Below are 11,652 nucleotides of genomic sequence, written 5' to 3'. Positions count from 1 at the left end.
TGCCGCAGAACACTTTCGCGAGCCACCTTTTCGCTCGTCATCCCAGCGAAAGCTGGGATCCAGCGCCTTCGGCTCCTACCACACACAGTCACTGGATTCCTGCTTTCGCAGGAATGACGAAGGTGGTGCGAGGTGCGCTGCTGGTCACGGCCCTGACGCTGCTGGCCGCTTGCGCCAGCGCGGGTCCCGACTACCACGCAGCGAAGATTGCCGCGCCGCAATTGCAGGGACTGGATGCCGCACAGGAAAACAACGCGCAATTCCAGGCCGCGTGGTGGAAGCAGTTCAACGACCCCACGCTGGATGCGCTGATCCAGCGCGCCGCGGCGAACAACCTCGACCTGCGCATCGCCGTGGCGCGGCTGCATGAAGCGCGCGCGCTGCTCAGCGGCGCGAAGTCCGAGCAACTGCCGACCATCGACACGGACGCGAACTACACGCGCAGCCGCGGCCAGCAGCCGGGCTTCGGCACGCAGCGGCAGACGACGACCACGTACCAGGCCGGCTTCGACGCGTCATGGGAACTGGACCTGTTCGGCGGCGTGCGCCGTTCGGTGGAAGCGGCCGGCGCCGACCTCGGCGCCAGCGAGGCGGCGTTGCACGACGCCCAGGTCAGCCTGCTCGCCGAGGTGGCACGCAACTATTTCGAATTGCGCGGCAGCCAGCTGCGGCTGGACATCGCCCGTCGCGACATCGACAACCAGCAGCAGACCGTGCACCTCACCGAGGTGCGCCAGCAGCTCGGCTCCGGCGCGGAGCAGGACGTGGCCAGCGCCAAGGCCCGCCTCGCCGCGGTGCAGGCGCAGCTGCCGTTGCTGCAGGCGCAGGCCAGCGCCAGCGCATACCGTCTCGCCGTGCTGCTCGGCGAACGCCCCGGCGAGCTGGACATTGACGTATCGCCGAAAAGCTTCACCCCGATCGCCGCCAGCCTGCCGATCGGCGACGCCGGCGACGTGCTGGCGCGCCGTCCGGACGTCCGCATGGCCGAACGTGCGTACGCCGCCGCCACCGCGCGCATCGGCGTGGCCAAGGCGGACTTCTTCCCGCACCTCACGCTGGGCGGCTTCCTCGGCTTCCTGTCCGGGCGCAGCAACGACTTCGGCAGCCCGGCGACGCGCGCCTGGTCGCTGGCGCCGAGCATCAGCTGGGCCGGGCTCAACGTGCAGCGCGTGCGGGCTAACCTGCATGCCAGCGAGGCGCGCACCGATGCGGCGCAGGCGAACTACCAGCGCACCGTGCTCGAAGCGATCGAGGACATCGACAACGCGGTCACCGGCTTCAACCAGCAGCGCGTGCGTGTCGACCACCTGATCGAGCAGGGCACGCAGAGCAAACGCGCCGCCGAGCTGGCCCGCGTGCGCTACCAGGAAGGCGCCACCGGCTTCCTCGAACTGCTGGACGCCGAACGCACCCAGCTCGCCGCCGAGGACGACCTGGCCCAGGCCGAGGCGGCGATCAATACCCGCGCCGTCGCCTTGTACAAGGCGCTCGGCGGCGGCTGGCAGGCCTGCGGCGACGAGCGCTGCAGCGCGGTGGCCCAGGTCGGCGCCGCGCCATGAGTCGGCCGGCCCGACGCGCGCCGGCGGCGACGCCGGTCATCACGCCGACCTATCGCGTGGCGCTGGTCAGCGGCGCCAACCGCGGCCTCGGCTTCGAGGTGGCGCGCCAGCTCAGCGAATACGGCATGACCGTGCTGCTGGGCGCACGCGACCTGGACAAGGGCCTGCACGCCGCGCGCCAGCTGGCCGGCGCCTCCGGCGAGGTGATCGCGGTGCAGCTCGACGTCACGCAACAGGAGCAGGTCGACACGCTGGCGCGCTGGATCGAGATCACCTACGGCCGGCTCGACGTGCTGGTCAACAACGCCGGCGGTTACTACGACCCCGACGCGCAGGCCAGCGACGGCGACCTCGCGCCGGCGCTGGACGCGATGCAGACCCACCTGTTCGGCAGCTGGCGGCTGTGCAGCGCACTGCTGCCGCTGATGCGCCGGCATGGCTACGGCCGCATCGTCAACGTCTCCAGCGGCTGCGCCGCCAGCGCTTCGAACGGCAGCGCCTGCGTGGCCTACCGCACCTCCAAGTCCGCGCTCAACGCGTACACGCGCACGCTGGCGGCGGAGCTGGAGGGCAGCGGCATTGCAGTCAACGCGGTGTGCCCAGGCTGGACCGCCACCGACCTCGGCGGCCCCGGTGGCCGCCCAGTCAGCATCGGCGCCGCCGGTGTGGTGTGGGCCACCAGCCTGCCCACCCCGGCGCCGACCGGACGCTTCTTCCGCGACGGCGAACCCATCGCCTGGTGATCCGCGCTCCCGCATCGAGGAATGGGCTCAGCCGGCGCCGACTGTGCTGTGCTGCGAGTACAGCGCATGCCAGCGGCCGCCCGCGTAGACGAAGATGTCGGACGAACGCACGCCGTTGGCCGCGCCCAGCTGCGGGTCGTAGAAGGTGAGGATCGCGGTGTCGCCGTGGATCACGACCGCCTTGCCCGATGGATGCGCCTTCAGCCACGTATCCACCTTGCGCCGCTCGGCGTCGTTGCCGCGGTTCTTCACCGCATGCGCCAGGATCGCGGCCTTCGCATGCACCACCCCGTCGGCGCCGACCGAGCGGTACTCGGGCAGCAACATGCCGTCGAGCCAGGCCGTGTCGCCGTCGAGCTCGGCCGCCAGCCAGTGCTGGTCGACGGCGATCACAGCCGCCTCGCTTCTGCTGGTCTCGTTCGCGCCCGCGCGCGCGACGGCGGTGGCCGCGTGCACGCTCAGGGTCGTCATCGACAGCACGGCCACACACCTGGCGCCGATCCGAAACAGATATGGCTTGCACATCGCACTGCCCTCATGCGCGGCCGGATGACCGCCGACCCAGCCTGTACAGCAGGGCGGCGACCGGCAACGTTTCCGTGACCAGCGCCGGCGGGAGGAGGACAAGCGGCATGCAAGCGCTGTCCAGCGGCGTCCACGATCACGGCGACGAAGCACCGGGGTTTCCGCCAGCAACGCCGCGGCTGCTCGATGCCACGACCTGCTGCGTACGCCGGCTGGGCGGCTGAATCACGGCAGTACCCTGGCCCACGCGCGCACCGGGAACGCGCCGATCCCGGCGATCCGCATCGGAGCGGCGGAGAAGCGGAGGTTCCGAGAGGGCAACGAATTCATCGGTGCAAGGTTTTCCACGATCGGGATGCCTGCCGCGAGCAGGATCGAGTGTGCCGGCCGCTGGGCATCCTGGGTGTCGTCGATGTTGATGGCGTCGATCCCGACCAGCAGCGCGCCGTTGTCGCGCAGATACTCCGCCCCGTCGCGCGACAGATAGGGTGACGCCTCGGTGTAGGCCGGCGTCCCCCAGCGCAGCGCCTGGCCGGTATCCAGAAGCACCGCCCGTCCGCGCACTTCCGTGGCGGCGATCGCCTCGCGCGCAATCGCGCGCCCCTGCATCCCCGCCAACCGAATCACGACGGCGTCGAGGTCGGCCACCGATGCCAGGGCAAGCCCCGCCACGTCGATTCCTCCCGGGTAGCGATGGGACGGCGCGTCGATGCTGGTGCCGGTGTTGGCGACCATGTCCACCCGGCCGATCTGGAAGGTCACCCCGGGCGCATAGCGGCCATGGCTTGCCTCGTGGCTCATGTATTCGGTGATCCTTGGCGCCGGCAGCCCCGGAAACACGACTTCGCCGTCCCGGACCGGATGGCTCAGGTCGAACAGGTCGCCCCGCGCCGCGCCTTGCGCGATCGCCACGGCACTGGCGCGCCGCTTGTGCCGCTCGTTGATGATCTGCTTGTTCAGGATGCGGACCGCTCCCACCATCAACAGGCGCAGGTCCTTGATGATGTATTCGGCGAGCGCCTGATCGGCGATGTCGTCGCCGTCGAGATCCAGGCGGAATCCCTGCCCCTGTATGCCACCGCCGTTCAAGAAATCGACTTCGAAGTCGAAGCAGACCCGCTTGTCGGTGCTCTGGTTGCCGGTTGTCACGATGCTGGTTCTCCGGGTGCGTGGTTGACGCGACACTAGTTGGACAGCATCATCAAGACAATCCAATAGTTCTTATCTCATCTATAAGAAATTCATGACATCGCTCGACCTTGACCTGCTGCGCACGTTCGTTGCCGTTGCCGAGCGCGGCTCCTTCAGCGCGGCGGCTTCGCGCATTTCGCGCAGCCAGGCGGCGATCAGCCAGCAGATCCAGCGGCTGGAGGCGCAACTGGGCGAAACGCTGTTTGCGCGCAGCAGTCGCGAGGTGCGCTTGAGTCCTGCCGGCGAACGCCTGCTCGGCTACGCCAGCCGCCTGCTCCACCTGAGCGAGGAGGCGATCCTGGCGGTGCGTGATGGCACCACGCGCAGTGTGGTTCGGCTCGGCGTGACCGACGAGATCGCCGCGTACGCCTTGATGCCGGCGCTCGCCGAGATACGCGGTCAGCGGACGGACCTGCTGTTCGAGATAACGACCGGTACCACGCGGGACCTGGTGGCGCAGCTCGACACGCGGTGCGATCTGGTGATCGGCCTCGGGCTGCCGGGCCACGCCGCCGGCACCACCTTGGCCAGGCTGCCGTTGCGGTGGATGGGTCACTGGCCGGGCAAAGGTGCTGTTCCCCTCGTGCTCTACCCCGAAGGCTGTCTCATGCGCGGGCAGGCGCTCGCCGCACTGGATCGCGCCGGGCTGCCCTGGGAGATCACCACCAGCACCTCCAGCGTGGCGTCGGTGGAAGCTGCCGCGCGCGCGGGTCTGGCGGTTGGCGTCCTGGCGGCCCATCTGGCCGCACCGGATCTGCCCAGGGCGCGGGGGCTGCCGGCGCTGCCGTCCATCGATGTGCGGATCTTCGCCGGGAAGGCCGCGGTACCGGTCGCCGAGGCGCTGGGAGCGCTCATCGCGAAGCGGCTAAGGGCGCGCCGAGCCGGTTAGCTCGACCTGGCGCGGTCGCGACGGGGTCGCGGCGCGGACCAGCATCCATCCGTAGCGCCTGCCGGCCGGCCGCGCGGGTTCGCGCGCTGCTTGTCACGCTCGAAGCGCCGATCGTCACAAGATCGGCGACGGTCCGAGCCGCGCGTGCCAGCCTGCGCGGCATCCACATCCATGCCGTCGCGGCCGGCCATCCGCTTGATCGGGCGCGCGGCGAAGGAGAGCCAGACATGCGCTTGCCGTCCCCGTTCGTGCTCCTGACCGCCGCGGCCCTGATCGGCGGCGGCGCCCATGCCGCATCGCCTGCCGGCGCGCCGGCGCCGGCGCGATCTTCGCCCCCGGCGTCATCGCCGGCAACGCCGATAACGGCGCCGCCGCGTTCAGCCCGGATGGCGCCGCGGTGTACTTCATGCGCGGCACCGACAGCTTCACGCTGATGGAGTCGCATCGCGTCGATGCCCGCTGGTCGACGCCGCGCGTCGCGCCGTTCCCCGGGCGCTGGCGCGACCTCGACCCGGCGATGGCGCCGGACGGCTCCTACCTGGTGTTCGCCTCGAACCGGCCGGTGGCCGCCGGCGGCGCAGCGCTCGACGGCTACTACGACGGCAAGCCGCAGCCGCGCCGCGGCGGCAAACGATATGCGCAAGGACATCGTCGTGTTGTTGTACGCGAACGATGCCGAGCCTCACGGCAGAGGTGGTGGAAGTGAAAGTATGGAAACTCGAAAGTGGCTCCGTCAATGACTATGCGCCTTTGGTCTTTGGCAGCGACAAGGACGTCGCGTCGGGCATGTTCGACACCTCCGGCGCCAGCCTCTCCTGGTCAAGAAAGCCCAGGGTCGAAGTCTTCGTCGAACCGGGAAAGAAGAAGCCCAAACCGCTGGCAGACGTCAGTGCACTGACTCCGGGCGCCCTGGTCATGAACGACAAGGCGAAGGTTGCGCTCGAGCCCTTCCTGTCGCGCTTCGGGCAGTTCCTCGAGCTGGACTGCGCAGGCGAGTCGCGCTGGTTCTACAACGTGACCAGCGTCATTCCCTGCATCGACGAGGCTCACTCGGCCAAGCGTCCGAGCGGTTCGATCGTGAAGGAAGAATTCTTCGAGGACAGGCTGCCGGTCGATGCGGCCGTGTTCAAGGACCCGCTGACAGCCGCGGCCGTTCTGTATGTCAACGAAGCGGGCAAGGCGGCACTGGAAGCCATCATTACGGAAGCTGCCATCGTGGGCGTGGCCTTTGTGGAGCTGGGACCGCCGCCCAAGAAGCCTCGTCCACGGAGCTGAGCCGAACGGCACCTGCTGCAACCCTGTCGGCTTCGGTTCCGTTCACGGTCTTGCGTATCCCCCTTCGCGCTGTCCCCGCACCGCCAGGATCAGGGCGGTATCGATCACCGGCAGGTAGCAGTGCAACGCCACGTATCCCGCCGCGCCGTGGCCGATCAGCAATTCGCGCTTGTCGTCGCCAGCCGGGCGGCCGATCAGCGGGTTGTCCGCAAGCACGTCGAACGCACTGATGATTTCCCCCGCCCTTGTCTCGGCTGCCGCGCTCTCGTGGTGATGCAAGTGCTCCACGATGCGGTCCAGATCCTTGATCACCCCGGGCGCCAGCCTCACACGCGTCACGTCATCGATCCAGCTTGCGGGCCACCGGCCGCTTCACCGCCTTTCCCGCGATGCGCCCTTTGAGGTAAGCGCGCGCTTCGTCCCACGGGATGCTCTTGCCGGATTCCAGGAACTCGGCGTAGCGCTGATCCGCCAACGCGTGGAACGCGGCATGCTGCGCGGCCAAGTCGGCCTTCTCCGCGATCGCCTCCAGAATGAAATTGTGCGGTGTCGTGCCCGCCTGTTTCGCCGCCTCGGCAACGCGGGCCTTGAGTTCGTCGGGCAGGCGGATGGTGGTGGTGCTCATGAAACGCTCCGGGGCGGCTGTATCTTGCGCGAATGTAGCACTTTTGTGTCACATGGGCGGACGAGCGGGGGCGTTGACCAGGTCGCGCAGGACCACGCGCGCCGTTGCCGGGTCACCGTTGAGGAACAGTGAGGCGGCCACATCCAGCAGCGCGCGCAAACGCCGGCTCACGTTGCACGCGCTCCACCAGGGTCTGCTTGAAGTCTCTCGTCAGTGGCATGTCATCACCTCGCCTTGAAGACCGCAACTGCGGCGCATCAGCTCAATTGCTCCGCGATGAAGCGCGCTGCGAAGTTTTCTTCGTCCATGGCGCACATCAACGACTCGTCATCCGGAGTCGGATCGAGGTCAGACTCAAGCACGCCCGTCACGTCGTAAACGCTCAGCTCCAGCCAGGAGCGGCCATCACCTTTCGGTGCTCCCATGAGCGAACGCTTGAAAGACCCCAATGCGCCCCAGCGCGTACCTTCTCTCGTCGCCAAGCGACAGGCTGCTTCCGGGTCAGGAGCGTGGTCAAGGAATACGAGGAAGCCGGTGTTGTCGCAGATGACGCCGTAGAGTTTGTCGGTCATGGTGCGGTACCCATCACCTACGAATGATCCCTTTGCAGGAGCGTGGCAAGTGTATCCGCAACCTTCTCACACGCCGCGACCAGGTCAGCCACGATCCGTTCCTCCACATCAAGGACCCCTTCGTACTCGGCGACGTTGCGCATGTGATGGCACTTGTCCAGCACGCGCCATATGTCCGGCCCCAGGCCGAGCGTATGCGGCAATACCTGGAACACGATGTAGCGATGACGGGCACGATAGCCCTCGCGGCGCAACGCAGCCAGACACAGTGCATGCGCAGCGTTGTAGGCCAGGTCGAAGCGGCTTTCCAATGCGAGTGATGCGTTGCGTGCGTCGACCAGTCGCGCTCTACCGGAGCGAAGCAGACCTTCGAATTCCGCCGAATCCATCGGCTCCTCCACCAGCGGCTTGCCGGTGCCGGCGAGGTTCTCAAGCGGCGAGGTCATGCTCACCACCGATGACCCAGAGCCGCGGCTGTGCCAGCACGCGGGTCACGAAGCTGTTGCCCGCGGCGATGCGCTTGCGCAGTTCGGCACGGGTGTAGAGCGTGGGATGGATCTCCCGCCCCAGGCGTTCGATCAGCGGATGCAGGACGGCCATGACGTCCGCATAGGTCAGCGCATCCGACACCAGCATCAGGTCGATGTCGCTGGCAGCGGTGTCGGTACCCTTGGCCACCGAGCCGTACACGAACGCGGCCGGAATATGCGGAGCCAGCGGCGCCAACGTTTCGCGCAAGGGAGCAACAAGGCCAAAGGTCTTGCGCACGATGGATACCAGCTCGGCATGGATGGGCGAGGCTGGGTCGGCGCGATAGCGCTTCTGATTGCCGACGGGTTCCACCGCGAGCAGGCCGCTACCGGCCAGCCGGGCGACCTCGCGCTGCACCGCGCCGCTGCCGGCACCAGTAGTCTGGATCAGTTCGCTGATGGTGAAGCTGCGATCAGGCTGGCCAAACAGGCAGGCGAGGACGCGCTGCTGGGTGGCGGTGAACAGGGCGTCGGACAAGCTGGTGCTGGCGTAGAGCGCCGCTGCTTCGCTGATTCTGCTGTTCGTCTTGTTGCCCATATTGGGCATGTTATTGCCCGAAATGGGCATGTGCAAGGATCGCTTGGCACCAATGGGCGCGCACCCGGGTGCGGGCCACGGCGAGGTGAGGCAACGCAGGAAGCCGGATACCCGGTCAGACAAGAGCATCGCGCGCAAGCGCGCTCCTACAAGGGCAGCGCACGCGTCAGGGGCGCCGCGATTCCGCGACGAGGTCGAACCGGTTGCCCTACGTTGACAACCGCTGGTCACAGCGAGTCTCCGCTCGTCACAAAGCGGCAGCGACGCGCCAACACCGCCAAGCAGACTCGACCGCACCATCATCCTGTCGAGGCACACGCATGGCCCACCGCCCGCTCCCCCTGCTCGCCTGCAGCCTCCTCGCGCTGGCCCTGTTCGGCCTCGCCGGCGCCCGCGCCGCCGACACGACGCCCGCCACGCCGAAAATCTTCGCGCCCGGCGCGATCTCCGGCCCGGCCGGCGTGGACTGTCTGACCTTCGCGCCCGACGGCGCCACCGTCTACTTCGACCAGCAGGCGGGCTGGAATGGCTTCATCATGGAATCGCATCGCGTGGGCGACGGCTGGTCGACGCCGCAGATCGCGCCGTTCTCCGGGCCATGGCAGGACCACGATCCGGCGATGGCGCCGGACGGCTCGTTCCTGGTGTACACCTCCAATCGCGCCGACGTGGCCGGCGGGCCGGCGCTGCATGGCGGGCACCTGTGGCGGGTCGACCGCCGCGGCGACGGCTGGGGCCAGCCGCAGCGTTGCCCGACGTGGTGAACGACGCGCCAAACATCTACGCGCCCAGCGTGGCGGCCAACGGCGACGTGTACTACCAGCGGCGCGACGAGACCACGCACGAGTTCCACCTCTACCGCACCGCCTGGCGCGACGGCCGCTACCAGCCGCCGCAGCGGCTGGCGCTGGGCGATCCGGCGGCGCACGAACTCGATCCGGCGGTCGCGCCGGACCAGTCGTTCATCGTGTTCGACGCCAACTACGCCGGCAAGGACAAGCCCGACCGGCTGTACATCGCCTTCCGCGCAGGCGATGCCTGGAGCAAGCCGGTCGACCTCGGCGATGCGGTGAACCGCTACGAGCCGTGGGGTTCGCACCTGGGCCCGGACGCCAGCACCCTGTACTTCACCAGCAACTACACGGCGAAGGTGGCCTACCCGCGCACGCCCGCGCAGGCGCGCGCGGACCTGGCGCGCATGCGCGCGTGGGACAACGGCAGCAACCATATCTGGCGGGTGTCGCTGGCGCCGTGGCTGGCGGCAAGACGCACGCCGTGATTCCAGCGGCACCTCATCGGGAGCGACCATGTCATCACGCAGACTCGTCCGCGCCGCCTGCCTCGCGGCCATGCTCACCGCGCTGCCCGCCGCGCGCGCGGCCAGCGTCGGCGAACTGCTCGGCTCCGGCGTGATCTCCACCGGCTTGCAGGAAACCTCGGCCGCGCTGACGCCGGACGGCCGGACGCTGTACTTCATGCGCTCGGATTTCGCCGAAGCCGACGACACCATCATGGTCGCGCATCGCGCCGCGGGCCGCTGGTCGACGCCGCAGGTGGCCGCGTTCTCCGGCCGGTGGCACGACTCCGAACCGACGCTGTCGCCCGACGGCGGGCGCCTGTACTTCGTCTCCAACCGGCCGCCGCGCCCGGGCGCCGCGCCGGTGATGGCCGAGATGAACGGGCGGCGTTTTCCCGGCACGAACCTCTGGTACGTCGCGCGGCAACCGAACGGCGGATGGAGTGCGCCGATCCACGTCGACGGCGCGCTCAACGACGGCGCGATGATCTACAACCCGTCGCTGGCGGCGAACGGCGACCTCTATTTCTCGGCGCACCGCGAAGATTCCGGCAAGGCATACCAGATCTACCTGGCGCACCGCCGCGGCAACGGCTACGCGGCACCCGAACGGCTGCCGCTGGGCGACTTGGCGAACAACCGCATGGATCCCGCGGTCGACCCGCAAGGACGCTTCCTGCTCTACGCCGGCAACGAGGGCGACGCGCTGGGCAGCGCCGACATCTACATCGTGTTCCGCCGGCCGGACGGCGGCTGGGGCAACCCCGCACGCCTGGGCGGCGAGGTCAACAGCCGCACGCTGGAAAACGCACCGTCGCTGGGGCCGGCGTTCGGCGAGCTCTACGTAGCGAGCGCGCGCCGCGACGACGTGCATTTCCCCAAACCCCGCGACGATGCGGCCTCGCTGCAACGGCGCCTGCAGTCGCCGCTGAACGGCTCGCGCAATCTCTGGCGCTTCGACATCTCGGCCCTGCTGCGTGCGCACGGCATTGCGCCGCCGGCGAACGCCGCCCCGGCCGATCCCGCTTCCGCGAAGAAGCCTGCATGAATGCCCGCTGCTGAAATGAACCGCGGGGTGCGCTACACCCACACGTCGTTCTGCGCGGTATAGGCGCCGCCTGCATCGCCGGTGTTGACCACGCCGCGTGGCTCGACCAGCATCACGCAGCATTCCTGCTCGGCCACGGGGCGATGCTCCACGCCTTTGGGGACGACGTACATTTCCCCGGCGGCGAGCGGGATGGCCTTGTCCCTGAACTGGAGCGTCATGGCGCCCTGGAGAACGATGAAGACTTCGTCGGTGTCCGCGTGCGCATGCCAGACAAACTCGCCCTGCAGCTTGGCGAGCTTGAACTGGTAGTCATTCATCTCGGCAATGACGCGGGGCGACCAGTGTTCCGAGAACCGGGTGAGCTTGTCGCGCAGGTTGATCGCACTGTCTGTCATCGCGTACCCGATCATGCGTTGTCTTTCACATACTGCGGCGTCGTGCTGCGGACCTCGCCCGGCTCGGCAAGCAGCGCGTGCGTGTCGCGCTGATAGTCGGGGAACCAGGGCTGCTGCGCGAACCCCCGAAGGCTGGCCTGATCACCCAGTCCGAACACGATGATCCGGTCGGGATCGTTGTCGTCGTAGCAATAGTAGAAGCTGAGCGCGCTGCCGGCGATGTAGTCGCGGGCATATTTCTCCCAGACGCGCCTGACCTCGTCGCGCTGGCCGGGCTTGGCCTTGAGCATCACGAGACTCGCACTTTTGTTCATCGCATTCTCCTCAAGTTCGCTGGTTTCGCGGTCGTTGTGTCCGCCCGCCAATCACCAGGACGCATCAGGAAATGCAATCGTGACATGCCGACCCAGGACGCTTGACGCAGGCCCCATGATCAGGGCGGCGACCAAGTGGCGGGCTGGA

General features: G+C 68.2%; 19 protein-coding genes. 8 read left to right on the top strand and 11 right to left on the bottom strand.

What is annotated here, in order from left to right:
• Positions 1 to 113 precede the first annotated feature (113 nt).
• Together RHOOR87_RS0111605 and RHOOR87_RS0111600 are read left to right on the top strand one after the other, a co-directional pair.
• The gene (locus RHOOR87_RS0111605) at positions 114 to 1,559 is read left to right on the top strand and encodes a TolC family protein (RefSeq protein ID WP_027485104.1); all 1,446 of its coding nucleotides are present in this window, start codon (positions 114 to 116) and stop codon (positions 1,557 to 1,559) included.
• Entirely contained in the window at positions 1,556 to 2,302 is a 747-nt protein-coding gene (locus tag RHOOR87_RS0111600; RefSeq protein WP_007510170.1) for an SDR family NAD(P)-dependent oxidoreductase, read from the top strand. The genes RHOOR87_RS0111605 and RHOOR87_RS0111600 overlap by 4 nt, the downstream gene beginning before the upstream one ends.
• A gap of 27 nt (positions 2,303 to 2,329) precedes the next feature.
• On the opposite strand, the gene RHOOR87_RS0111595 is transcribed toward RHOOR87_RS0111600, so the two are convergent.
• Positions 2,330 to 2,827 carry a nuclear transport factor 2 family protein gene (locus tag RHOOR87_RS0111595; RefSeq protein ID WP_027485103.1) on the bottom strand — a complete coding sequence of 166 codons (498 nt, stop codon included), beginning with the start codon at positions 2,825 to 2,827 and terminating at the stop codon, positions 2,330 to 2,332.
• A gap of 225 nt (positions 2,828 to 3,052) precedes the next feature.
• Positions 3,053 to 3,976, bottom strand: a complete 924-nt coding sequence (locus RHOOR87_RS0111590) for a cyclase family protein (RefSeq protein WP_027485102.1) — start codon at positions 3,974 to 3,976, stop codon at positions 3,053 to 3,055.
• 94 nt (positions 3,977 to 4,070) lie between these two features.
• Between RHOOR87_RS0111590 and RHOOR87_RS0111585 the strand changes: the two genes are divergently transcribed.
• Positions 4,071 to 4,907, top strand: a complete 837-nt coding sequence (locus RHOOR87_RS0111585) for a LysR family transcriptional regulator (RefSeq protein WP_027485101.1) — start codon at positions 4,071 to 4,073, stop codon at positions 4,905 to 4,907.
• Here the strand turns inward: RHOOR87_RS0111585 and RHOOR87_RS20425 are convergent.
• Entirely contained in the window at positions 4,904 to 5,197 is a 294-nt protein-coding gene (locus tag RHOOR87_RS20425; RefSeq protein WP_155950947.1) for a hypothetical protein, read from the bottom strand. The two genes, RHOOR87_RS0111585 and RHOOR87_RS20425, sit on opposite strands and share 4 nt — an antisense overlap.
• A gap of 116 nt (positions 5,198 to 5,313) precedes the next feature.
• Between RHOOR87_RS20425 and RHOOR87_RS0111580 the strand changes: the two genes are divergently transcribed.
• On the top strand, positions 5,314 to 5,613 hold the full coding sequence (locus RHOOR87_RS0111580) for a PD40 domain-containing protein (RefSeq protein WP_043795531.1): 300 nt from the start codon (positions 5,314 to 5,316) through the stop codon (positions 5,611 to 5,613).
• Positions 5,604 to 6,182 carry a hypothetical protein gene (locus RHOOR87_RS0111575; RefSeq protein WP_231381778.1) on the top strand — a complete coding sequence of 193 codons (579 nt, stop codon included), beginning with the start codon at positions 5,604 to 5,606 and terminating at the stop codon, positions 6,180 to 6,182. Before RHOOR87_RS0111580 ends, RHOOR87_RS0111575 begins: the two co-directional genes overlap by 10 nt.
• 42 nt (positions 6,183 to 6,224) lie before the next feature.
• Here the strand turns inward: RHOOR87_RS0111575 and RHOOR87_RS0111570 are convergent, their stop codons facing one another.
• From RHOOR87_RS0111570 to RHOOR87_RS0111550, 6 genes are all read right to left on the bottom strand, one after another.
• A complete protein-coding gene (locus RHOOR87_RS0111570) occupies positions 6,225 to 6,512 on the bottom strand; it encodes a type II toxin-antitoxin system RelE/ParE family toxin (protein WP_081700004.1) in 288 nt (95 codons plus the stop codon).
• A gap of 10 nt (positions 6,513 to 6,522) precedes the next feature.
• The gene (locus RHOOR87_RS0111565) at positions 6,523 to 6,807 is read right to left on the bottom strand and encodes a DUF1778 domain-containing protein (RefSeq protein WP_015446388.1); all 285 of its coding nucleotides are present in this window, start codon (positions 6,805 to 6,807) and stop codon (positions 6,523 to 6,525) included.
• 48 nt (positions 6,808 to 6,855) lie between these two features.
• On the bottom strand, positions 6,856 to 6,978 hold the full coding sequence (locus RHOOR87_RS20890; protein WP_255325561.1) for a hypothetical protein: 123 nt from the start codon (positions 6,976 to 6,978) through the stop codon (positions 6,856 to 6,858).
• Positions 6,979 to 7,064: 86 nt separating this feature from the next.
• A complete protein-coding gene (locus RHOOR87_RS0111560) occupies positions 7,065 to 7,379 on the bottom strand; it encodes a hypothetical protein (RefSeq protein WP_027485097.1) in 315 nt (104 codons plus the stop codon).
• Positions 7,380 to 7,396: 17 nt separating this feature from the next.
• On the bottom strand, positions 7,397 to 7,825 hold the full coding sequence (locus RHOOR87_RS0111555) for a hypothetical protein (RefSeq protein WP_027485096.1): 429 nt from the start codon (positions 7,823 to 7,825) through the stop codon (positions 7,397 to 7,399).
• Entirely contained in the window at positions 7,809 to 8,477 is a 669-nt protein-coding gene (locus RHOOR87_RS0111550) for a nucleotidyltransferase domain-containing protein (protein ID WP_231381776.1), read from the bottom strand. Before RHOOR87_RS0111550 ends, RHOOR87_RS0111555 begins: the two co-directional genes overlap by 17 nt.
• Before the next feature lie 290 nt (positions 8,478 to 8,767).
• On the opposite strand from RHOOR87_RS0111550, the gene RHOOR87_RS20780 reads away from it, so the two are divergent.
• Genes RHOOR87_RS20780 through RHOOR87_RS0111540 form a run of 3 tightly spaced genes read left to right on the top strand, consistent with a single transcriptional unit; the run spans position 8,768 to position 10,792 of the window.
• The gene (locus RHOOR87_RS20780) at positions 8,768 to 9,211 is read left to right on the top strand and encodes a hypothetical protein (protein WP_231381775.1); all 444 of its coding nucleotides are present in this window, start codon (positions 8,768 to 8,770) and stop codon (positions 9,209 to 9,211) included.
• Entirely contained in the window at positions 9,208 to 9,726 is a 519-nt protein-coding gene (locus RHOOR87_RS20775) for a hypothetical protein (protein WP_231381774.1), read from the top strand. The genes RHOOR87_RS20780 and RHOOR87_RS20775 overlap by 4 nt, the downstream gene beginning before the upstream one ends.
• A gap of 28 nt (positions 9,727 to 9,754) precedes the next feature.
• The gene (locus RHOOR87_RS0111540; RefSeq protein ID WP_027485095.1) at positions 9,755 to 10,792 is read left to right on the top strand and encodes a PD40 domain-containing protein; all 1,038 of its coding nucleotides are present in this window, start codon (positions 9,755 to 9,757) and stop codon (positions 10,790 to 10,792) included.
• 32 nt (positions 10,793 to 10,824) lie between these two features.
• Here RHOOR87_RS0111540 and RHOOR87_RS0111535 read toward each other — a convergent pair whose 3' ends face one another.
• Both RHOOR87_RS0111535 and RHOOR87_RS0111530 read right to left on the bottom strand, forming a co-directional pair.
• A complete protein-coding gene (locus RHOOR87_RS0111535; RefSeq protein ID WP_081660218.1) occupies positions 10,825 to 11,205 on the bottom strand; it encodes a cupin domain-containing protein in 381 nt (126 codons plus the stop codon).
• The gene (locus RHOOR87_RS0111530) at positions 11,202 to 11,504 is read right to left on the bottom strand and encodes a hypothetical protein (RefSeq protein WP_015446383.1); all 303 of its coding nucleotides are present in this window, start codon (positions 11,502 to 11,504) and stop codon (positions 11,202 to 11,204) included. Before RHOOR87_RS0111530 ends, RHOOR87_RS0111535 begins: the two co-directional genes overlap by 4 nt.
• Between the last annotated feature and the right edge of the window lie 148 nt (positions 11,505 to 11,652).

Source organism: Rhodanobacter sp. OR87 (assembly GCF_000473345.1).
GTDB classification, from domain to species: domain Bacteria; phylum Pseudomonadota; class Gammaproteobacteria; order Xanthomonadales; family Rhodanobacteraceae; genus Rhodanobacter; species Rhodanobacter denitrificans.
This window is presented reverse-complemented; position numbering and strand designations above follow the sequence as displayed.

Coding starts and splice junctions, on each gene's coding strand:
- RHOOR87_RS0111585 (WP_027485101.1), top strand. CDS start 4,071: ATGACATCGCTCGACCTTGACCTGCTGCGCACGTTCGTTGCCGTTGCC.
- RHOOR87_RS0111540 (WP_027485095.1), top strand. CDS start 9,755: ATGTCATCACGCAGACTCGTCCGCGCCGCCTGCCTCGCGGCCATGCTC.
- RHOOR87_RS0111530 (WP_015446383.1), bottom strand. CDS start 11,504: ATGAACAAAAGTGCGAGTCTCGTGATGCTCAAGGCCAAGCCCGGCCAG.
- RHOOR87_RS20780 (WP_231381775.1), top strand. CDS start 8,768: ATGGCCCACCGCCCGCTCCCCCTGCTCGCCTGCAGCCTCCTCGCGCTG.
- RHOOR87_RS0111560 (WP_027485097.1), bottom strand. CDS start 7,379: ATGACCGACAAACTCTACGGCGTCATCTGCGACAACACCGGCTTCCTC.
- RHOOR87_RS0111595 (WP_027485103.1), bottom strand. CDS start 2,827: ATGTGCAAGCCATATCTGTTTCGGATCGGCGCCAGGTGTGTGGCCGTG.
- RHOOR87_RS0111565 (WP_015446388.1), bottom strand. CDS start 6,807: ATGAGCACCACCACCATCCGCCTGCCCGACGAACTCAAGGCCCGCGTT.
- RHOOR87_RS0111580 (WP_043795531.1), top strand. CDS start 5,314: ATGCGCGGCACCGACAGCTTCACGCTGATGGAGTCGCATCGCGTCGAT.
- RHOOR87_RS0111555 (WP_027485096.1), bottom strand. CDS start 7,825: ATGACCTCGCCGCTTGAGAACCTCGCCGGCACCGGCAAGCCGCTGGTG.
- RHOOR87_RS20425 (WP_155950947.1), bottom strand. CDS start 5,197: ATGGGCGCCGCCGCCGATCAGGGCCGCGGCGGTCAGGAGCACGAACGG.
- RHOOR87_RS0111605 (WP_027485104.1), top strand. CDS start 114: ATGACGAAGGTGGTGCGAGGTGCGCTGCTGGTCACGGCCCTGACGCTG.
- RHOOR87_RS0111550 (WP_231381776.1), bottom strand. CDS start 8,477: ATGCCCATTTCGGGCAATAACATGCCCAATATGGGCAACAAGACGAAC.
- RHOOR87_RS0111600 (WP_007510170.1), top strand. CDS start 1,556: ATGAGTCGGCCGGCCCGACGCGCGCCGGCGGCGACGCCGGTCATCACG.
- RHOOR87_RS0111535 (WP_081660218.1), bottom strand. CDS start 11,205: ATGATCGGGTACGCGATGACAGACAGTGCGATCAACCTGCGCGACAAG.